The sequence below is a fragment of the Moraxella sp. CTOTU46711 genome, assembly GCF_031975715.1.
GTDB lineage: Bacteria > Pseudomonadota > Gammaproteobacteria > Pseudomonadales > Moraxellaceae > Faucicola.
Window position 1 is genome coordinate 26355 of record NZ_DALYMP010000004.1, and the last position, 19662, is coordinate 46016.

A 19662-nucleotide genomic window follows, 5' to 3' on the forward strand; every position below is an offset into this window, starting at 1 on the left:
AAAATTATGCCTCTGTGGCGGGGTTCGCTGAAGTCATGGACTTAGTGTCTATGGTAGATGGGGTAGCTGGCGCAGACGCCAATTCGCTATCGTGTAACCCTTGGGCAAACAAGCGACCCAATAGATTAACATCATCGACCCGCGCATAGTTGAGACGGGTGACAAACGCCAAGCGGCGATGCGGACCGGCTTCATTGAGCGGCACTAACGACACATTGGCAGTCTGCTGGCGCACTTGTTGAGATGCCATCTGCGGGACTAGCGTGGTGCCCATACCGCTGATAGCCATTTGAATTAACGTATGTAGGCTCGCTTCACTAAAGGCGTGTTTGACGCGGCTTTTATCCAGATGACATACTGATAGCGCATGATCGGTCAAACAATGTCCTTCGCCTAGCAGCATCAAGTTACTGTTGGCTAACTCATCAGCATTGATGCTGGGTAAGTTGGCATGTTTACTGTCTTTAGCAAATACCGCCAAAAACGTCTCTGACCAAAACTCAAATGATAACAAGCCGTCAGTATTGTAAGGTAGCGCAATAATGGCGGTATCAATCGCGCCATAACGGACTTTTTCAAGCAGTCGCTCAGTTTGTTCTTCTACCACATTGAGCTGAAATTGTGGGAATTGTTGGCGCAGTAACGGCAATACCTTGGGCAGCAAAAACGGCGCAATGGTTGGGATGATACCAATCGTCATCGGGTAGGCGAGTGGGGTTTGGTGCGTCTGGGCGCGGGTCACCAAATCATTGACTTCGGCAAATATCCGAGTGGCACGCTCAAGAATTTCTTCCCCAATCGGGGTGATTAGCACTTGTTTATTGTTACGCTCAAAAATTTGGGTATCAAGCTGTTTTTCCAGCTCTGCAATCCCTAAGCTTAAAGCAGATTGTGAGATATTACACTCTTCTGCTGCCCGTTTAAAATGCTTGTATTTGGCAACTGCCAATGCAAATTCTAATTGTCGTAATGTAATCATGGTTTGAATTTTAACCTTTAAAATAGCGTAAAATCTTCGCTAACGCGTTTTAGTTAAAGATAAATAAAAAGATAAAAGGGTAAAAAAACTGACGGCTACCCTAGCAAAAAACACGCAAAAGATGCATGCTAAAAATTTCAATGAACCGAATCATTTCAAATTTAGTTTACCATTTTTGTATGCTTTTACGAGTGGAATCTTTTTTAATCAATCATTAATTTGGTTTTGGTATTGAATTCATTATCGAGCCTTTCAAAATAATTACAAGATAGCCTAAAGATTGAAACTACAAAGCAAATACATCAAGGTTAATTTAAAAAATTAATCAATAAATTAAAAACTTTAAACTAGACTGAATCTTAAATTGTACTAAGATAAACCCATCGATAACAACGTTTGATGATTAAAAAACAGTAACCGCCTTTAGCCTAAAAAGCTAGAAGCCTAAAAAGCTAGGTTGCCAATGACATCAAATTTGTGTTATCAATATAGCACTCACTGATTTGGCTTTATCAAATGGTGATGTTGCTAAATTTTTAATCACAACAATAGCTTATATAAGGAAAAATCCATGGCTGCAATTATCAACCAAACCATTCCAGAATTCAAAACTCAAGCATTTGTGAATGGTGAATTCAAAGAAATCTCATCTGATGACGTTAAAGGCAAATGGGCAGTGTTTTTCTTCTACCCACATGACTTTACCTTTGTTTGCCCAACTGAACTTGAAGACATGGCAGACCATTATGAAGAAATCAAAGGTCTAGACGTAGAAGTGTATGCGGTATCGACAGACACCCATTTTGTACACAAAGCATGGGCAGATGCGTCACCTGCAATTGCTAAAGTAAAATACCCAATGCTTGGCGACGGTACTGGTAAAATCACTCGCGGCTTTAACGTGATGATTGAAGAAGACAACGCTGCACTTCGTGGTACTTTCTTGGTAGACCCAGACGGTAAAATTAAAGTAGCAGAAATTCATGACTTAGGTATCGGTCGTTCTGCTAAAGACTTAATCCGTAAAATCCAAGCCGCTCAATACGTGCGTGACAATGACGGTGAAGTATGTCCAGCGGCATGGGAAAAAGGTAAAGAAACCTTAAAACCAAGCCTAGATTTAGTAGGTAAAATCTAATCTTGATGATCTAATGTTTCATTGACTGACAATTAGATAAAATTAAAAACCTCAAATTGAAAAATTTGGGGTTTTTTTTATTCAACTACTGTTGTTAACAATGATAAAATCAGCTTTTTTGAAGTTTGAGAAAATAACCATGGATAGCGCACAAACCACCCACCAAACTGGCAGTCAGACCACAAGTAGCCATTACGCATTGCTGTGGGCAGGGGCAGCGGTGTCAATCGCTGAGATTTTGACGGGCACCTACCTTGCGCCGTTGGGGTGGGAGCGTGGCTTGTTAGCCATCGTCATTGGGCATATGATAGGTGGGGTGCTATTTTTTTTAGTCGGCTATATTGGGGCAACCCAACGCAAAAGTGCCATGGAAACGGTGAAGGGTAGTTTTGGTTTTCAAGGTGGGATGCTTTTTGCTTTGCTAAATGTTGCGCAATTGGTCGGCTGGACAGCCATCATGATTTATGATGGGGCGTTGGCGGTCAATGGGATTTGGGCTATCGGACAAGCGGCATGGTGTGGCGTGATTGGCGCGCTGATTGTGCTGTGGCTGTGGATGGGTAACCGCTTCTTTGGCAAAATCAATGCGTTGGCGGTAGCTGGGTTGTTTATTTTAACGCTTATTTTGTCGTTTAAATTATTTAAGTTAGGCGCTGGGGATGTGGCAGCGACAAAAGACGTGGCAGCAGCGATGAGCTTTGGGGCAGCGGTGGAGCTCGCGGTCATTATGCCATTATCATGGTTGCCACTGGTGAGTGATTATACTCGCCATGCGCAAAAACCTTTGCAAGCGACACTTGTGAGCACCGTGAGCTATGGGGTGATGAGTGCGTGGATGTATGCGATTGGACTGGGCATGGCGTTGTATACCCAAACGTCGGATTTTGCCCAAATGCTATTACAGCTTGGATTGGGCGTGACTGGGTTATTGCTGATTGTACTCGCGACAGTGACAACCACGTTTTTGGATGCGTACTCGGCAGGCGTGTCGGGTGTCTCGCTGTGGCAGAAACTCCCAGAAAAAGGCTTGGCGATTGGCATTACTCTGGTCTGTACCATCGCAGCGATGCTGTTTCCCATGGATGATATCACTGAATTTTTATACTTTTTAGGCTCGGTGTTTGCGCCAATGGCAGCCATTCAAATTGTGGACTTTTTTATTTTAAAAAATACCGGTATCAAACAGCGTTTTCATGTCAAAAATTTGATTGTCTGGGCGATTGGTTTTTGCTTATACCGTTATTGGCTTGCCCATCCACTCGATATCGGGAATACCTTGCCGGTGATTATGGTGACGATGCTGTTATGCCTCTTGGTTAATGTATTCACAAAAAAATAATGCCGTCAGCCACGCTTAAAGCAATTTTTTTACAGTCCAACTTTTTTCACAGTAGGGTTGATTGGTTGGTTGAACCATTAAGCTTAATATCAATAGTAAAAGCCCTGTCACAGAGAACAGGGCTTTAATCAAAAAATCGAATTTAGCTTAGAACTTATTTATTTTTATTGTCTTCTAAGATTTTATAGATTTCATCTTTTAATTGCAGTTTTTGTTTTTTTAATGCTTCAATTTCGTCATCACGGCTGCCAGCTGCAATAGGATCTTTTTCTAGGTTAATGATTTGAGCATCTAAGTCGTTGTGTTTATCAAAGAGTTTTTCAAAGTATTTATCAGAAGTTTTTAGTTTGCTAATAAGTTCGCGATGTTCTGGAAACATAGTTCTTTCCTTTTTTTGGTTGTATGTGAAAAATAATGCAAAGGGGTCAATACATAAGACAAATTTGATTGAGTTAGTATATTGCATTTGTCTTATTAGCATTGTAACGAAAAATCGCATGGTTGACTATACGCTAATCGGTAACAATTGGTGAGGGGGAAAAAGCCACACCATCAATGGATTGAGGCAATTTATACATTAATATTTATGTATTAATATTTTGTTATATAAAATAATAAACGTTTTGTTTTTTAAAACATAGCTATCAACTTTCTCACATTGTCAAAGCCCACAAAAATCACAATAATAAGGTTAACAAAATGACTTACCCAATAACTAGAAGGAAACTACCATGTTAGATCAAGGTTTATTAGATGCAGTAAAAACTTATAGCGAACGTATGACTCGCCCGATTGAGTTTATGTTGGGTGAGGGTGAACATGAACAGCGTGCTGAACTGGTGGATTTTTTGACCCAAATTGCAGGCACTACTGACAAGATTAGTTTGAGTCAACAATTCGATGCCAATCTATCACCGATGAGTTTTAAAATCCGTAGCCAAGACAAAGATACGGGTATCATTTTTAGTGGTATTCCAGGTGGTCACGAGTTTACCTCATTGATTTTGGCGATTTTACAATCAGGTGGTAGTGAACTCAAACTTGACCCAGGTATTCAAAATATCATTAAGGCGATTAAACAGCCGCTAAAATTTGAAACTTTCGTCTCATTGTCTTGCCACAACTGTCCAGACGTGGTGCAAGCGCTGAACCAATTTGCGTTATTGAACGACAACATCAGCAATGAAATGATTGATGGTGGTGTGTTCCAAGACATGATTAACGAGCGCAATATCCAAGGCGTACCTGCGGTATATTTAAATGGTAAACCTTTTGCCAATGGTAAAATTGACACTGCCAAACTCATCGAAAAACTGCAACAGCAATATCCAGATTTGATGAGTGGTGCTGCAGCGGCTGAACAGCTTGAGCAGCAAGATGTGACCATCATCGGTGGCGGACCTGCGGGCGTGGCGGCAGCCATTTATGTGGCACGTAAAGGCTTAAAAGTGACCATGGTGGCTGATCGTATCGGTGGGCAAGTGAAAGATACCCAAGATATCGAAAACTTAATTTCAATCCCATTGACCAATGGTAATGAATTGTCTGCCAATTTTGTCAAACATATTACCGCTTATAGTATCACGGTCAAAGAAATGGTAAGCGTGACATCCATCACCGAAAATTCTGCACAAATGAATGAGCAAGGCGAGGATAAGCTAACCTACCAAATCACGCTTAATACCGGTGAAAGTTTCGCCACTCGTGCGATTATCGTAGCGACGGGGGCAAAATGGCGTAAGCTTAATATCAAAGGTGAAGACGAAAATATCGGTAGTGGCGTTGCGTATTGTCCGCACTGTGATGGTCCTTTCTTTAAAGGCAAAGATGTGGCAGTTGTGGGCGGTGGTAACTCAGGGATTGAAGCGGCAATTGACTTGGCAGGCATTGTCAAACACGTGACCGTGTTAGAATTTGCTGACACGCTCAAAGCAGACCAAGTATTGATTAATAAAGCCAAAGAGCGCGATAATATCGATATCATGACAAGTGTAGCGAGCCAAGAAGTTAAAGCAACCGATGGTAAAGTCAGTTCGCTAATTTACCAAGACCGTACCACCGGTGAAAACAAAGAATTGCCATTATCTGCTATCTTTGTGCAAATCGGACTGGTGCCAAACTCGGAAGTGGTCAAAGATTTGGTACAGGTGACCAAATTTGGTGAAATTGAAATCAATGAGAAATGCCAAACAAACAAACCCGGAATTTTCGCCTGTGGTGATGTCACTACTGTGCCATTTAAGCAAATTAATATTGCGATGGGTGAAGGTAGTAAAGCGGCACTCAGTGCGTTTGAATACCTCATGTTGCAATAATTTTTTACTTGCTTTTCAAAAAAAGCCAAACGTCATAGTTTGGCTTTTTTTTGGCGGCTAACATGGTGTTGCCTTGTCAGTCTATATTGGCGAGGTAGGCATACTACCCAAAATCCGCTACAATAACTTGCAAACTATTAATAGCGATTTAAAGGAATAAATCATGACAACAGCAAATACTTCATCCATCAAGCAGGTAACGGTAGCCGGCGGCGGCGTACTGGGTTCTCAAATCGCCATGCAAAATGCCTTTTTTGGCTTTAACGTCACAATCTTTGATAAAGAACCCGAAAAGGTCAAAGAGCGCATCGCAAAACTCATGCCAATCTATGCCAAATTCTATAACAAAAGCCCAGCACAAGCCCAAGTAATCACCCATGCGATTCGCTATGTGACTGACTTAGGCGAAGCGGTGGCAGAGGCTGATTTGGTGATTGAAGCCTTACCAGAAGTCCTCGATATCAAAAATGAATTTTATAAGGCGCTGGCAAAGGTAGCCCCAAGTCACACGATTTTTGCCAGTAACAGCTCAACTTTAATTCCTAGCCAAATGGTCGAAGCCACAGGTCGTCCTGATAAATTTTTGGCGTTACACTTTGCCAACCGTATCTGGGTGAACAACACCGCAGAAGTCATGGGCTCAGCGCATACCGACCCGGCAGTATTTGACAACATTGTTGCTTATGCCAAAGCCATTGGCATGGTGGCGTTACCACTCAATAAAGAACAGCCTGGCTATATCTTAAACACCCTATTAGTGCCCTTCTTAAATGCCGGTATGCACTTGTATGCCAATGACATTGCCGATCCCCATACAGTCGATAAAACTTGGATGATTGGCACAGGTGCACCGATGGGACCGTTTGCCATGATGGATATCGTAGGGGTCAATACCATTGTTAATATCAGCCAGCAAAAAGCCAAAACAGGCTCAAAAACTGCTGAGCGATTTATCCAAAAACTGCAAACCGAACTGATTGATAAAGGTCGCACAGGGTTTGAAGTGGGGAAGGGTTTTTATGATTATCCAAACCCGGCTTATAAAGACCCTGATTTTTTAAAATAAGCCTCAAAAAAGATTAAAAGTCAGTATTTAAAAGTCAGTAGATGACAAAAGCCCATTGACTCAACATGGGCTTTGTTTTTTATCTTTTATTGCGGCAGCACCCACGGCTAGCACTTGCCAAAGCCAAAAATTTACCCCAAAATGATAAAAAATTGTTGCCAAAAAACCTCGATGAAGCCGACCACCGCCCAACAAGTCAACACCTTATTATATTATTTGCAGACCAAACAGACACCGCCGTTTAAGATACTGTTTTGGGAAAACTTGCAAAAGATTGACTTTGATTATTCAGCCAACAGCCTACAACAACTCAGTCGGTTTTTTGCAGCAATGGCAAAACGCCACATTCAATTGCCACAATTATTGACAAGCCAAAGCGGGCAAGCGTTTGTGATAACGCTCGCCGCTTATATTGCAGACTATTTAGCCAAAACCACCGGGCAAACGATTGCTTGGTATGACTATGACAGGATGTTAGCGCAACTAGCACGGCAAAATAAGTACCCCATGCAGTCACAGTTACCTGCCGATTTTTACAGCTCACTCACCGCGCGTATCGGACATAAGTTATATTGCCAACCGCTTAAGTTATTACCAGATTTGCTGCAGGGTAAGGATGTGTTGCCACAGTTTATTGCCCAGATGACGCAGACCCTCTATCAGCAATCGCAAGTCAACTTATTACAATCGCCTGAGGCGGTGTGTCAGGGCTATTTGGCAAAAGTGAAAACAGGCAAACTACAAGACGCCGCTATCGCATTTTCTACCTATCTGGCAGCGGTGAATTTCGATCATAGCCGTGATAGTTTGGTGCAAATTGATGATGCCTTATCGGCTATTCAGCAGGCGTTTGGATTTACGCAAGCGGATTATCTTGATTTTTTGCAAGACGCCTCACATCAAGCATTTTGTTATTTGCTAGGGTTTTATATTGGTGTGACCAGCAGTCGCTTGGCAAATGCGCCCGTGCGCTGGGTGTCTTTTGCGCAGATGTATGATAACTTGGGCGAGGAGTTTGCTGAATGCCTTGAGCATAGTTTTGTACTGCTGTTTGAGGACTGCTATCGCACACCGATGCTGGTAGTGACCAATCGGTTATTTGGACTTGCTAGCAATTTTCCGACCACCGCTGCTGAGTTTGCCGATATTTTACAACAGCAAAATGCAGGTCACCTAGCGGTTTATCCTTATCAAGACGCTGTGAGCGCTACCGCTGACTTGCCAGCGCACTGGACGTCAGCCATGCAGGTGGCAGGTGCTTTAGTGGCATCTGTGCTATCAAGGCTATCACAAGGTGAGCCAATTTTACCTTGTGTGTATCAAGCCCATAGCAGCGACAATACAGGGGGTGAATTAACCGCATTTAATCCATCAAATATTAAGTTGTTATCACCTAGCGATACGGATTTAGACACAGCTACAGCCACAGATACAGATACAGACACACTGATTGATAGCCTCTATCAAACGCTGCATCAAAATCCACAATTAGCGCCCATAATCGTCGGCTGTTTTGATAGCTATACCAATTTGCCGATGGGGCGCACCGAAGGAGTGGTCATTGAGATATGGGTGTATGACAACCCTCGCTTACAGTTGCAGCTTGTGTTGCCGTATCAGTCTGCCAATGATTGGCACAGTCTAAAAATTTATCCGTTAGTCAGTCATCAAAACGGTGCACAAACAGCGCTTACATCCGAACAAATAGCTGCATTAACCACTCACTTTTACCAAGCACTGCTAAGCACACCTTCAACACAAAATACCGCGGTCAAAACGCTGTGGCAAGATGCCTATGTCAATCAACTTGATAGCTGGGTATTGCCGCCCAAAGACCAGCGTATCCAGCAACAAAACGCGCAGCTGGTGACACATTTTGATTTTGCGCTATTGCCGATACTCGATAATCAAACCAATGTGAATATGGCAGCTTTTGACTATACCAGCATTGATTGGCGCGGGTTTGATTTGGCAAAACATATTCTGCAAGCCAGCCACCACGAACAAAGCTATTTGCAGGTATACGCCAGTGATAACTTGATTAAAGATGAACTATATCGGCAAATAGAAGCGACTGAGGATTTGTATCGCTATGGCAAAGTGGTGTGGGGCGTTGTAATAAAATCTGATGCAGCGTTAACCGAGCCTATGTCAGAAGAGGAGCGAGACACGCCTTTTGCCAACCATCGGGTAAGTTATGCCGACATTTTGTTTGATCCAAGCGGGCAAGCAAGGGTAGAAGATTTGCAAGCCAAGGCAAGTCAATTAATGGATGCGATTGGCACAGTTAATCAGCCGCCAAATGCTCCACCCGACGTGGCGTTTTATCAATTACATTACCAAGACGACACATCTAGGGTGTTTAATTTGGCTTATCCAGCCAGTATCGCAGCGACAAACTATCGGATAACTACCAGTTGGATTTGGCGGCGTCATTTGCCCAATGGCATGTTATCAAACAGCATAGTGCCCATTATCATTCATACTAATGCTTACCAAAATAAAGCCGAGCAGGGCGAAATTATGGTATTGCCTAGCCAATTATGGGATAAAGCCTATTATCACTATTGGCTAAGTTTGGCTTATGAGCAGTTTGGGCAAGATTATGATTTACTTCCCTATATCCACTGGCAGCAAAAATACCCACAGGATAGCACCGATGCCGCAACCCAAAAGCGGCTATGGCCAAAATTTAAACCCAACCAAGCACCCAGCCGAACACCCAACCGAGCATCTAGCCGAGAACAAAGTTCAGCTATCGGATTGATGTCAGACAAGCTAGAAAATCCAATATCAGCTACTGCTAAGCAACAATCGACTATTCAACAAGCCGCTATTCAACAAAAGACTCGGCAAAAACTTGCTGATGTAAAGCCAACTTTACAGCCATCAACAGAGTCACTAACTCAGACAGCCCAGATCCCAAAAGCGCCGCCACCATCCTCACTATCCAATGAATTGACGCAGCAACTTATGAATGACAAGCTGCGCTTACAAACCCAATTATCCACCAAAGATACAGCCAAAGATAAAAAACTCCTAGTGATTGCTATCGGTGGGGTGCTTGTTTTGATTATCATGGTGATACTGGTCAAAATGATGCGATAAATTTCCCCAATTTTTATTTGAAAAAAGTCAGCATACGCATCAAAAGGTCATAAAAATTTGTTATGCTAACGGTCTGTAAGTTGGATGATGACAACAAAAAGAAAGATAGGGATACAATATGAAAATTATTGCTGATGGCAATATTGCTCATTTAAGCGATTTTTTTAATGAATACACTTTAGGGCGACCCATCGAATTGATTACGATGGCAGGGCGTGAGATTGACGCGGCTGTGATAGATGAGCATCAGCCTGATATTTTGCTAGTACGTTCCGTCACGCCTGTCAACAAGCTGTTATTAGACAACAATAAAAGCGTCAAATTTGTCGGTAGTACCACCATCGGCATCGACCATGTCGATGTGGAGTACCTCGCCAAGCGCGGTATCATTTTTGCCCATGCCGCTGGCTGTAGTAAACACTCGGTTGCACAATATGTGGTGGCAGCGATTGCCAATTTGCGCCCTGATTATTTATTCAAACCCATCAACCTTGGGATTATTGGGGTGGGTAATATCGGTAATACCCTCGCGCAATATGCGATTTCCTATGGCTGGAATGTGCTGGGCTATGACCCACTCAAACCACCGTCGGTGGTGAACAACGCCAAACTTGAAACTGTACTGCAAGAAAGCAATGTGATTAGCTTTCACGTGCCACTGACGCAGGCGCACAACAGCTCATATCCCACCCATCACGACTATCTGATGACCCAAGCGCGCTGGCAAACAGTATCCGACACTGCCATCATCATCAATACCTCACGCGGTGAAGTGCTCGGTCGTGATGATATTGTCGCAAGCCCGAATGTGTGTGTGCTCGATGTGTTTGAACACGAGCCCAATATCGATGCAGAGCTGCTCAAAGCCTGTAGTATCGTCACCCCGCATATCGCCGGTTATACCCTAGAAGGCAAACTTAGGGGCACACAGTTTGTCTATAATGCCTTATGCAAATATTTACAGGTTGCCCCAACGGTTGATTTTCATACCTTGATGCCAGCTGAAGTGCCGCTGTTTCAAGAAGTGCATAACCCACTCAAAGACCACGAGCGCCACCAACTGCTCAATAAAATTCCTGTGATGTATGATATAAAAGCCGATGACAAGCGTTTACGTAGTGTGGCAAATGCAAACGGTGATATTGAAGGCAAAGACTTTGATAACCTGCGTAAAAATTACCCGCTGCGCCGTGAATGGCAATCATACGTGTTTAAAATTTGATATTCACTATGATATAAAGCAAAAATAGCCAGTATGGGAAAATACTAGCTATTTTTTTTGGGTCTGCTAATATTGTCGCAAATCCACCTATCCAAACTGCTATGTCAACCACTTATCAACCTACTTGCACCCTACAAACCGCCCAAGCCCGTGCAGAGATGTACGCCACCCTTCGCCAGTTTTTTGCCGAGCGGCAGGTGCTAGAAGTACAAACCCCGGTGATGTCACAGGCGGGTAATACCGATATATTTCTGCAATCTGTCTCTAGCAATGTCACTGTGGGCGACCATCCAACAACCTATTATCTGCACACCTCACCCGAATTTGCCATGAAGCGTCTATTGGCAGCTTGGCAAGTGCCGATGTACCAGATTTGCCCCGTGTTTCGCGACAACGAAATTGGCAGCCGTCACAACATTGAATTTACCATGCTTGAATGGTATCGTCCCAATTTTAGCTTGGATGAACTGGCAAAAGAAACCAATGACTTGGTGTCCGCGGTACTCGGCTATCCGGTGATTTTTGACCATTATCGCTATGTGGATGCCTTTATGGATTTTGTCAAAATTCATCCCTTCAATGCCAGTTGCGATACCCTTAAAGCCATCGCCAAAGATAATGGTCTTAACATTGATTTGGGGGAGGATCACCAAGGCTGGTTAGATTTGTTATTTAGTCATTTGGTGGAGCCTAATTTGGGAAAAGCGCTACCGACACTCATCTACGATTATCCTGTCGCCACTGCCGCCCTCGCCAAGACAGTCACAGACAAAGACGGCAATCGAGTAGCTAGACGCTTTGAGCTGTATATCAATGGTCTTGAAATCGCCAATGCGTATGATGAGCTGGCTGATGGACAAGCGCTGCGTCTGCGCTTTGATGAAGACAATGTGGCGCGTAAAAAACGCGGGCTACCTGTGATGCCAATTGACGAAAATCTGCTGGCAGCTTGTGATGCCCTGCCAGCTTGTAGTGGCATTGCGCTTGGCATCGATCGACTGCTGATGATTAAAACGGGCAAAACCCATATCCGCGATGTCATCGCTTTTCCCACCCCTCACGCCTAACAGCAGTGAACTCAAAAAATAGGAATTGATATGAAACTTTGGCATTTATTTTTGGGGCTAATGGCAGGCTTAGGCATCCCGATTCAAGCGGCGATTAATACCCGATTGGGCGCAATGTTTGGTGGTCAACCGTTAATGGCAGCATTTGTATCGTTTACGGTTGGCGCGCTATTATTGTTCTTGGTGTCTTTGCTATTTGTCGATTGGCAAGCGGTACAATCGGGTCTATCAGACATGCAAATCAGTGATTGGTGGAAATGGCTTGGCGGTGCATTGGGCGCGTTTTTTGTTTTTGCGTCGATTTTTTTAGCGCCAAAAATCGGTGTTGCCAATACGGTGTTTTTGTTTATTTTAGGTCAGCTGGTCATGGGCATGGTGGTGGATAGCTTGGGTTTATTTGGTATGCCTGTTAAAACCCTGCATTGGAGTAAATTTTTGGGGATTGTATTGATGCTGGTGGGCGTATCGTTTTTTATGTTTGGACAAAAATGGTTTGCTAAGTCGTCATAAGGCTATTTTTAGGTCAATGTTCAAATCCAATCGCTAATTGATGGATGTAGTCATTGAATTTGTGTTCATCTTGCGAACCAATCATAAAGGCATTGGGAATAGACTCATCCATACCCAATAACATCACCACACCAAAATCTTCGGCTTGAAAATAGCGCTCATGCGGCTGCCGCAGTTCGGTGATTTCATGGGCGATATGCTGCAATTTTTCACTCAAATCGGCTGGAATTGACCGTCCATCAAAATCATAAATTTGGGCATGGTGTTTCAATCCCCCATTGGCGCCATTAATAATCGCTTGCGCCAGTAAGAACTCCGCTAACGGTAATTCATCAAACCAATGAATTTCGCTTTGTTCAATCGCATCAAAGTTGCGGCTCATTTGGACCATTGGGTTATGCTGCTTTTTTGGACTTAGGTCATCTACTTGGATACCCCAAACGCCGTCACTATCGCAGGTTTTGCCAATGACGAGATGGTCGCCCAAGCGTTCTAACGGCAATAAGCCAAGGTGATTAAAGCCACTATTGAGACTAGCAATATTGCCTAAAGCCAATAAATAATGATACAAACCTGCAGGTAATTGAACGCCCAAGGCCTGCTCATTTTGCTCAATCATCGCCTGACTGACACCCAGCGGTTCGGGGTGATTTTCCAGTTGATACAATAACTTAATAGCACTAATAGGGTTTAGCATAATCAACTAACGAATCCAAGCATTTAAAATATTGGCAAAGGCTTGTTTGTCTTTGTCGCTATAGGGCGCTTGTCCGCCTTGCTGGCTAGGCTCAAGTACGCCTGTACTACGCATGGTATCCATAAAATCGCGCATATTAAGCTTTTGCTTGATGTTGTCTTTGTCATACACAAAACCGCGAGAAGTCACCACCTTGGCGCCTTTTTCAATGCAGTCATTGGCGAGCGGGATATCGCTGGTGATGACCACATCACCCGCCACACAGTGCGCTGCGATATAGTCATCCGCTTTGTCAAAACCGCCTTCGACCACTGTCATCTGCAAAACTGGCAACCGCGGCAAAGCAATAGCACGATTGGCGACAAAAATCGTAGTCGTCTGCGTGCGTTCCGCGGTTTTGATGATGATTTGCTTGGCAATATTGGGAATTGCGTCAGCGTCTATCCACAGGGTAATTTTTGCTGTCATAACTTTCACTAAAAGGATTAGTCGTCTAGCAAATCAAGCTGTTTGGCAGACTGAAATAACACGTTTGAGCGGTTGCCCGAACGGCAGAACATAAACACAGGTTTTTCTGCTTGATTAAAAATCTCGGCAAACTGCTCAACTTGCTCACGGGTTAATTGACCACCAACGACCGGTAGATAATGATAGGCGAGCCCTGCTTGCTGTGCTTTAGTAGCGATATCTGTTTGTAGCGGTTGGTTGGGTTCTTCACCATCGGGGCGGTTATTGATAATGGTTTTAAAACCTTGCGCTTGAATTTGAGCAACTTGCTGTGGCTCGATTTGACCATAAAAAACAGTATTGTTTGGCATGTTGTGTTTCCTTATAAAGTTAGCGTAGATTATTCATGTTTTTACTGACTGCGAAAAGTATATTTATTGGGTTAATTGTTTAACCGCTTGTTGCGTACTTAAAAATACCTTGCCTGTTAATTTTTGAATCACATCGGTTTTTTCAATCACATCCATCACAGGCCCTTTGACTTCCGAAAAATGTAGGGCGATAGCTTGAGCAGCCAAATTTTGGTTTAGATTGATGAGCATATCTTGTGCGGTCAAATCGATATGATTGACTGCCGATAACATCAGCACCAGATTTTTTGTCTGTGAATGATTGGCAATCGCTTGCTCAATAAACTGTAGTACGGACTGGGCATTGCCATAAAACAGGCTTTCATCAATGCGAATGATCAACAAATCATCAAACTGGGTCACTGGATGGCGTGCAACATTACGAAAATGCCCGGTATCACCAATTTGACCCACAATCGCGATATGCGGGTGGCTGGTTTGCCAAATCAGGCCTGCAAAGGAGGCAAACAGCCCCAGCACCAAGCCAATATTTAGCCCAAACAATAACACACCTGTGAGTGCCACGCCAAATGCCAGCGCATCGAGTTTGTCATAGCGCAGCGCTTGCTTGAGCGTTTGCACATCAATCAGGCTGATAATCACTGACATGATCGTAGCACCCAATATCGCGTAGGGGAGTGGCTCTAAAGTCTGGCTAAAAAACAGCAGCACCAATGCCATCACCAGTACCGATAACATACTGGCAAGGGGACTTTGCGCGCCCGCATCGACATTTACCGCGGTGCGTGAGAAGCCACCGACAATGGTAAACGACTGAAAAAACGCGCCTGCGATATTGGCAACGCCCAAGCCTTTGAGTTCCAGATTAGCATCGTAAGCTTCATGACGTTGTCGCGCAAATGAGCTGGCAACCGAGTTGCTAGAGACAAACGCAATTAGCGCCATCAACCCGGCTGCAGGTAATAAATTAATAAGTTCAACGGGCGAAATCTGATAAAACGGCAGCACAAAATGCGGCAAACCACTGGGTACATCCGCCACCGTGCGAATACCGATAGCGGCAAAGTTGCCAACTTGACTGGCGATAATACCGATTGCCAGCACCGCAAGGGGCAACATACGCGTGATGACCTCAATGACTTTGGCAGCCAATAAAGGCTTGAGCCAAGTTTTAAGATAATAGCGGTTGATAAACAGTATGGTGAATGCCGCAACACCGACCATTAAGGTGGGCACGTGCAACTCACGGCGATGAAACAAAAAGGTTTCAACATTCTCTAGCAGTGAATTGCCACTGATCGCGATACCTGTCACATATTTGATTTGCCCGACCAAAATTAAAATCGCCGCGCCACTAATAAACCCTGCCGTCACGCCACGGCTAATAAACTGGGTAATCCAGCCAAGCCGAAACACGCTTGCTAGCCACAATAGTGCCCCTGTTATCAGCGCCAAAAACGACGCCATAATGGCGTAATGCATCGGCGGTAACTCGTTATAGGGCTGTAGCGCTTGTGCGGTCATAATCGCCGTAATCGCCACAGGACCGACGGCATTAACCGAGCTTGCGCCAATCCACGCATACACCAGTACCGGCACAATCGCTGAATATAACCCATATACAGGGGGCAACCCTGACAGCATGGCATAACCCAAACTTTGCGGAATCACCAAAATACCCACGATAACACCCGCCAACAAATCTTGACTGAGATTTGCCTTGTTATAGTGCGTTACCCAGTGGGGTAAGCGTCGCAAGTTGGCTAAATGTAATGGCAAGGTGGTTATCCCGATAAAGTGGTTACTCTGATAAATTAGCGTCCGATAAATTGGCAGACTGGTTAGCTTTAGACTTAATTATTTTGTCTGACAAAAGCGATCGTACAGTACATTGAGGATTGCCAAAGCATCCTCACTGGCGACTGAATAATAGATTTGTTTGCCCTCGCGGCGGGTGTTGACCAAACCATCTTTACGCAAAATCCCCAATTGCTGCGACAGACTTGGTTGACCGAGTCCCACTTTCTCTTCAAGCTGGCTCACACAATGCTCACCTTGCGTCAATTGACACAGCAGCATCAAGCGGTCAGGATGAGATAACGACTTTAACAACTGGCTGGCTTTTCCTGCAGCAGCGTGCATTTGATAGAGCATGGTTGCATCCATCGATACAGGCGCATCGGACTGCGGTTCGGCAATTTCAGACATGACTTTCCCCCCAAGGTGTTTTGATGGTTGATACTAACTGGTGCTACCATCAAACTTATCACATAATTTTAAAATCAATAAACGTTTGCGCCAATACAATATATTGAAAAACATATTATAAAATAATATAATGAATCGAGCAACGCCTTGCAATGCGGCTATTATACAAAAGTATAAAGTGTTTTTTCAGTTGAAATTGCCATAAAGATATGCCAAAAGCGTTTTTAGATAATAGGAAAACTTATGAACATTCATTCTTTTTTAGACAAAGACACGGAAACTTTTACCCACGTTCTAGTCGATACAGCTAGCAAACACTGTGCCATCATCGACCCAGTATTGGATTTTGACCCCGCAGCCGGCAAAATTAGCTATGACAATGCCAATAAAGTCATTGGGTTTGTCAAATCACAAGGGTTGACTCTTGACTATATCATCGAAACCCATGCCCATGCCGATCATTTATCATCCGCGCCTTATATCAAAGCGCAATTAGGCGGTAAAATAGTGATAGGTAAATATATCGAAAACGTGCAAAAAACCTTTAAAACCATTTTTAACTTTGACGACCTAGCCACCGATGCCAGTCAATTTGATATTTTAACCGAGGAAGGCAGCGAGTTAACACTGGGTGATTTGAGCATTACAGCCATGCATGTACCGGGTCATACCCCTGCCGATATGGCATATAAAGTGACGGATAAAAGCGCAGGCAATAAAAAAATTGCGGTATTCGTCGGTGATACTATTTTTGCCCCGGATGTCGGCTCTGCACGCTGTGACTTTCCCCATGGTAGTGCCGAGGATTTGTATGACTCGATTCAGCGTTTATTAGCCTTGCCCGATGATACCCTGCTGTATCTTTGCCATGATTACCCACCCAAGGGCGGGCGTGAGCATATCGCAACGGTTTATGTAGGTGAGCAAAAATTACACAACATTCATGTCAAACAAGGCACGCCTAAAGCAGAATTTGTACGAATGCGTAACCAACGTGACAAAACACTTGCAATGCCACGTTTGATTTTGCCATCGGTACAAGTTAACATCAATGCAGGTGAATTGCCAAAACCAGAAGACAATGGCGTTCGCTACCTTAAAATTCCCTTAAATCAATTATCATAAAATAAGGAAGAATAATAAATGAAAACCAATGTGGGCAACAAAGAACGAGTCGTGCGTGTGGTGGCAGGTCTAGCTTTACTAAAATCAGCGAAAAGCAAAAAGATGAAAATGCTTGGCTTAATACCCTTAGTATCGGGTGCGACGGGTCATTGTCCTTGTTATAGCATGCTAGGTATCAACACCGCCAAATCAGCAGCAGATAGCAAAAAGCACTCTAAAGCGCAATCCAAAGACCATGCGAAAGATAGCGCTGATGACAAAAGCACCGTGATTGACAGTGTCATGCAAACAGCTGAAACCTTAAAAGAAACAGTTCAAGAAAAAGCAGCCACGCTTAAAGAGACTGCTCATGAAAAAATGGAAGAACTTGCAGAAGCCAAGAAAGCTGACGATGCAGACAAGGCGGAAAAGTCAGAACAATCAGAAAAAAAAGAGGCTTAATCTAGGCGGCTTTAATTTAAGCGAATGTGACATTCGTTATAGCCTAATAAAAGACTGAGAAAAGGCATCCGTTTGGGTGCCTTTTTTCGTTATACTAGCTTTTATCATTTTCAAGACAAACACAACTCAATGAAAAATACAGCGGTCAAATTTTGCGGCTTTACCCAATTTGAAGATATTACAAATGCGGTCAATCTTGGCGTGGATGCGGTGGGTTTTGTATTTTATGAGCCAAGTCCGCGAGCGGTGACCGCCGAGCAAGCCTGTGAGCTTGCCAAAGCGGTGCCTGCGTTTACCACGGTGGTGGCATTGGTAATCAATATGCCTGAGCAAGAATTGGTTTATCTATCGCATCACGTGCCATTTGATATCGTGCAGTTTCACGGTGATGAATCGCCGCGAGAATGCAAGCTGATGGCGGATAGAATCAATAAACGCTGGATAAAGGCATTACGCATCAGCCATGATGACACCACGGAGACGATTGTCACCCAAATCCAAGAACTTAAAGACTTTGGCGCGTGTAGCGTGCTGCTTGACGCCTATCATCCCGATAAATTTGGCGGTACAGGTGATAGCTTTGATTGGGAAAAAATCCCTAAAAACTCACCTTTACCGATTATTTTGGCGGGAGGATTGACCGCAGAAAATGTGGGTGATGCAATTACACAAACAGGCGTGTATGGCGTGGATGTCAGTGGTGGGATTGAGTCAGCAAAAGGGGTGAAAAGTTTGGATAAAATGCAAAAATTTATTGAACAAACTCGCAAATAAATCCTGTAAGGATAAAGATTGCTTTTCAAATAAATTGGTATATACTAACGTACTAGTATAATAGAACATAAGACTTTATGATGGACGAATTATTATGAATATCTTGGTCACAGGTGTAACTGCAGGGTTTGGCAGAGCGATTGCCGAATTACTCATCTCAAAAGGTCATACCGTCATCGGCACTGGCAGACGCCAAGAAAAACTGGAAGAACTACAGAGCCAACTGGGCGACAAATTTATCCCGCTAACCTTTGACGTATCGGACTTGTCCGCCACCAAAACCGCGCTACAAACTTTGCCAAATGATTTGCTTACCAACATCGACGTACTGGTCAATAACGCAGGATTGGCACTGGGACTTGAACCCGCGGATAAAACAGACTTTGCCGATTGGCAACAAATGGTCAATACCAATATTCTAGGCTTGATTCATTTAACCCATGAAATCCTGCCTAGTATGGTCGCCAACAATGACGGCTACATTATTAATTTAAGCTCAACCGCAGGTAATTATCCGTATTTTGGCGGCAATGTGTATGGCGCGACCAAAGCTTTTGTGACCCAGTTTAGCCTAAACTTGCGTGCCGATTTGGTCGGTAAAAATATCCGTGTCAGTAATATCGAGCCAGGACTATGCGGTGGCACGGAGTTTAGCAATATTCGTTTTCACGGCGATGACGCCAAAGCCGCCCAAGTTTATGACAGCGTGCAATATGTCACCCCACAAGATATCGCCAATATGGTGGCATGGCTGATTGAACAGCCCAAACACGTCAATATCAACCGTATCGAAGTCATGCCTACCGCACAGACCTTTGCAGGCTTAAAAGTCGTTAAAGATTTATAACATTAGAG

19 protein-coding genes are annotated in these 19662 nt (G+C 43.8%); 12 read left to right on the plus strand and 7 right to left on the minus strand.

Annotated features, from left to right (window positions below; translation table 11 throughout):
* Nucleotides 1–4 precede the first annotated feature (4 nt).
* Entirely contained in the window at nt 5–979 is a 975-nt protein-coding gene (locus tag RTJ53_RS07125) for a hydrogen peroxide-inducible genes activator (RefSeq protein WP_312276435.1), read from the minus strand.
* 571 nt (nt 980–1550) lie between these two features.
* On the opposite strand from RTJ53_RS07125, the gene ahpC reads away from it, so the two are divergent.
* Nucleotides 1551–2117 (plus strand): alkyl hydroperoxide reductase subunit C, encoded by a 567-nt coding sequence (ahpC, locus tag RTJ53_RS07130; protein WP_312276436.1) that lies wholly within the window; start codon nt 1551–1553, stop codon nt 2115–2117.
* 139 nt (nt 2118–2256) lie between these two features.
* A complete protein-coding gene (gene cytX / locus RTJ53_RS07135) occupies nt 2257–3456 on the plus strand; it encodes a putative hydroxymethylpyrimidine transporter CytX (protein ID WP_312276437.1) in 1200 nt (399 codons plus the stop codon).
* Between the two features lie 154 nt (nt 3457–3610).
* On the opposite strand, the gene RTJ53_RS07140 is transcribed toward cytX, so the two are convergent.
* Nucleotides 3611–3835: an HP1242/YdcH family protein gene (locus RTJ53_RS07140; protein WP_135888383.1), complete on the minus strand. Its 225-nt coding sequence runs from the start codon at nt 3833–3835 to the stop codon at nt 3611–3613.
* A 352-nt stretch (nt 3836–4187) separates the two neighbouring features.
* Here RTJ53_RS07140 and ahpF point away from each other — a divergent pair, with 352 nt between their 5' ends.
* From ahpF to RTJ53_RS07170, 6 genes are all read left to right on the plus strand, one after another.
* Entirely contained in the window at nt 4188–5771 is a 1584-nt protein-coding gene (ahpF, locus tag RTJ53_RS07145; protein ID WP_312276438.1) for an alkyl hydroperoxide reductase subunit F, read from the plus strand.
* A 163-nt stretch (nt 5772–5934) separates the two neighbouring features.
* The gene (locus RTJ53_RS07150) at nt 5935–6837 is read left to right on the plus strand and encodes a 3-hydroxyacyl-CoA dehydrogenase (RefSeq protein WP_312276439.1); all 903 of its coding nucleotides are present in this window, start codon (nt 5935–5937) and stop codon (nt 6835–6837) included.
* Nucleotides 6838–7008: 171 nt separating this feature from the next.
* Nucleotides 7009–9945, plus strand: coding sequence for a hypothetical protein (locus RTJ53_RS07155; RefSeq protein ID WP_312276440.1), 2937 nt, complete (start codon nt 7009–7011; stop codon nt 9943–9945).
* A 118-nt stretch (nt 9946–10063) separates the two neighbouring features.
* On the plus strand, nt 10064–11167 hold the full coding sequence (locus RTJ53_RS07160) for a 4-phosphoerythronate dehydrogenase (RefSeq protein ID WP_312276441.1): 1104 nt from the start codon (nt 10064–10066) through the stop codon (nt 11165–11167).
* A 101-nt stretch (nt 11168–11268) separates the two neighbouring features.
* Nucleotides 11269–12234, plus strand: coding sequence for an EF-P lysine aminoacylase EpmA (gene epmA, locus RTJ53_RS07165; RefSeq protein WP_312276442.1), 966 nt, complete (start codon nt 11269–11271; stop codon nt 12232–12234).
* A 30-nt stretch (nt 12235–12264) separates the two neighbouring features.
* On the plus strand, nt 12265–12744 hold the full coding sequence (locus tag RTJ53_RS07170; protein WP_312276443.1) for a DMT family transporter: 480 nt from the start codon (nt 12265–12267) through the stop codon (nt 12742–12744).
* A gap of 13 nt (nt 12745–12757) precedes the next feature.
* Here RTJ53_RS07170 and RTJ53_RS07175 read toward each other — a convergent pair whose 3' ends face one another.
* The 5 genes from RTJ53_RS07175 to RTJ53_RS07195 all read right to left on the minus strand — a co-directional run bounded on the left by RTJ53_RS07175 (nt 12758) and on the right by RTJ53_RS07195 (nt 16467).
* A complete protein-coding gene (locus tag RTJ53_RS07175; protein ID WP_312276444.1) occupies nt 12758–13441 on the minus strand; it encodes a hypothetical protein in 684 nt (227 codons plus the stop codon).
* A gap of 6 nt (nt 13442–13447) precedes the next feature.
* Nucleotides 13448–13897: a YaiI/YqxD family protein gene (locus RTJ53_RS07180; protein WP_095356416.1), complete on the minus strand. Its 450-nt coding sequence runs from the start codon at nt 13895–13897 to the stop codon at nt 13448–13450.
* Nucleotides 13898–13926: 29 nt separating this feature from the next.
* Nucleotides 13927–14259, minus strand: a complete 333-nt coding sequence (locus RTJ53_RS07185; RefSeq protein WP_128680659.1) for a protein tyrosine phosphatase family protein — start codon at nt 14257–14259, stop codon at nt 13927–13929.
* Nucleotides 14260–14322: 63 nt separating this feature from the next.
* Nucleotides 14323–16038 (minus strand): SulP family inorganic anion transporter, encoded by a 1716-nt coding sequence (locus RTJ53_RS07190; RefSeq protein WP_312276445.1) that lies wholly within the window; start codon nt 16036–16038, stop codon nt 14323–14325.
* Between the two features lie 78 nt (nt 16039–16116).
* Nucleotides 16117–16467: a metalloregulator ArsR/SmtB family transcription factor gene (locus RTJ53_RS07195; protein WP_409418147.1), complete on the minus strand. Its 351-nt coding sequence runs from the start codon at nt 16465–16467 to the stop codon at nt 16117–16119.
* A 243-nt stretch (nt 16468–16710) separates the two neighbouring features.
* Here RTJ53_RS07195 and RTJ53_RS07200 point away from each other — a divergent pair, with 243 nt between their 5' ends.
* The 4 genes from RTJ53_RS07200 to RTJ53_RS07215 all read left to right on the plus strand — a co-directional run bounded on the left by RTJ53_RS07200 (nt 16711) and on the right by RTJ53_RS07215 (nt 19654).
* Nucleotides 16711–17592 carry an MBL fold metallo-hydrolase gene (locus tag RTJ53_RS07200; RefSeq protein ID WP_312276446.1) on the plus strand — a complete coding sequence of 294 codons (882 nt, stop codon included), beginning with the start codon at nt 16711–16713 and terminating at the stop codon, nt 17590–17592.
* Between the two features lie 18 nt (nt 17593–17610).
* Nucleotides 17611–18033 carry a YgaP family membrane protein gene (locus tag RTJ53_RS07205; RefSeq protein WP_312276447.1) on the plus strand — a complete coding sequence of 141 codons (423 nt, stop codon included), beginning with the start codon at nt 17611–17613 and terminating at the stop codon, nt 18031–18033.
* A gap of 129 nt (nt 18034–18162) precedes the next feature.
* Nucleotides 18163–18807: a phosphoribosylanthranilate isomerase gene (locus tag RTJ53_RS07210; RefSeq protein ID WP_312276448.1), complete on the plus strand. Its 645-nt coding sequence runs from the start codon at nt 18163–18165 to the stop codon at nt 18805–18807.
* A gap of 94 nt (nt 18808–18901) precedes the next feature.
* The gene (locus RTJ53_RS07215) at nt 18902–19654 is read left to right on the plus strand and encodes an SDR family NAD(P)-dependent oxidoreductase (RefSeq protein ID WP_312276449.1); all 753 of its coding nucleotides are present in this window, start codon (nt 18902–18904) and stop codon (nt 19652–19654) included.
* Nucleotides 19655–19662: the final 8 nt, after the last annotated feature.

Bases quoted from the DNA above. Each gene is read 5' to 3' on its own strand.
- RTJ53_RS07125 (WP_312276435.1), bottom strand. From the start codon at position 979: ATGATTACATTACGACAATTAGAATTTGCATTGGCAGTTGCCAAATAC.
- ahpC (WP_312276436.1), top strand. From the start codon at position 1,551: ATGGCTGCAATTATCAACCAAACCATTCCAGAATTCAAAACTCAAGCA.
- cytX (WP_312276437.1), top strand. From the start codon at position 2,257: ATGGATAGCGCACAAACCACCCACCAAACTGGCAGTCAGACCACAAGT.
- RTJ53_RS07140 (WP_135888383.1), bottom strand. From the start codon at position 3,835: ATGTTTCCAGAACATCGCGAACTTATTAGCAAACTAAAAACTTCTGAT.
- ahpF (WP_312276438.1), top strand. From the start codon at position 4,188: ATGTTAGATCAAGGTTTATTAGATGCAGTAAAAACTTATAGCGAACGT.
- RTJ53_RS07150 (WP_312276439.1), top strand. From the start codon at position 5,935: ATGACAACAGCAAATACTTCATCCATCAAGCAGGTAACGGTAGCCGGC.
- RTJ53_RS07155 (WP_312276440.1), top strand. From the start codon at position 7,009: ATGAAGCCGACCACCGCCCAACAAGTCAACACCTTATTATATTATTTG.
- RTJ53_RS07160 (WP_312276441.1), top strand. From the start codon at position 10,064: ATGAAAATTATTGCTGATGGCAATATTGCTCATTTAAGCGATTTTTTT.
- epmA (WP_312276442.1), top strand. From the start codon at position 11,269: ATGTCAACCACTTATCAACCTACTTGCACCCTACAAACCGCCCAAGCC.
- RTJ53_RS07170 (WP_312276443.1), top strand. From the start codon at position 12,265: ATGAAACTTTGGCATTTATTTTTGGGGCTAATGGCAGGCTTAGGCATC.
- RTJ53_RS07175 (WP_312276444.1), bottom strand. From the start codon at position 13,441: ATGCTAAACCCTATTAGTGCTATTAAGTTATTGTATCAACTGGAAAAT.
- RTJ53_RS07185 (WP_128680659.1), bottom strand. From the start codon at position 14,259: ATGCCAAACAATACTGTTTTTTATGGTCAAATCGAGCCACAGCAAGTT.
- RTJ53_RS07195 (WP_409418147.1), bottom strand. From the start codon at position 16,467: ATGTCTGAAATTGCCGAACCGCAGTCCGATGCGCCTGTATCGATGGAT.
- RTJ53_RS07200 (WP_312276446.1), top strand. From the start codon at position 16,711: ATGAACATTCATTCTTTTTTAGACAAAGACACGGAAACTTTTACCCAC.
- RTJ53_RS07205 (WP_312276447.1), top strand. From the start codon at position 17,611: ATGAAAACCAATGTGGGCAACAAAGAACGAGTCGTGCGTGTGGTGGCA.
- RTJ53_RS07210 (WP_312276448.1), top strand. From the start codon at position 18,163: ATGAAAAATACAGCGGTCAAATTTTGCGGCTTTACCCAATTTGAAGAT.
- RTJ53_RS07215 (WP_312276449.1), top strand. From the start codon at position 18,902: ATGAATATCTTGGTCACAGGTGTAACTGCAGGGTTTGGCAGAGCGATT.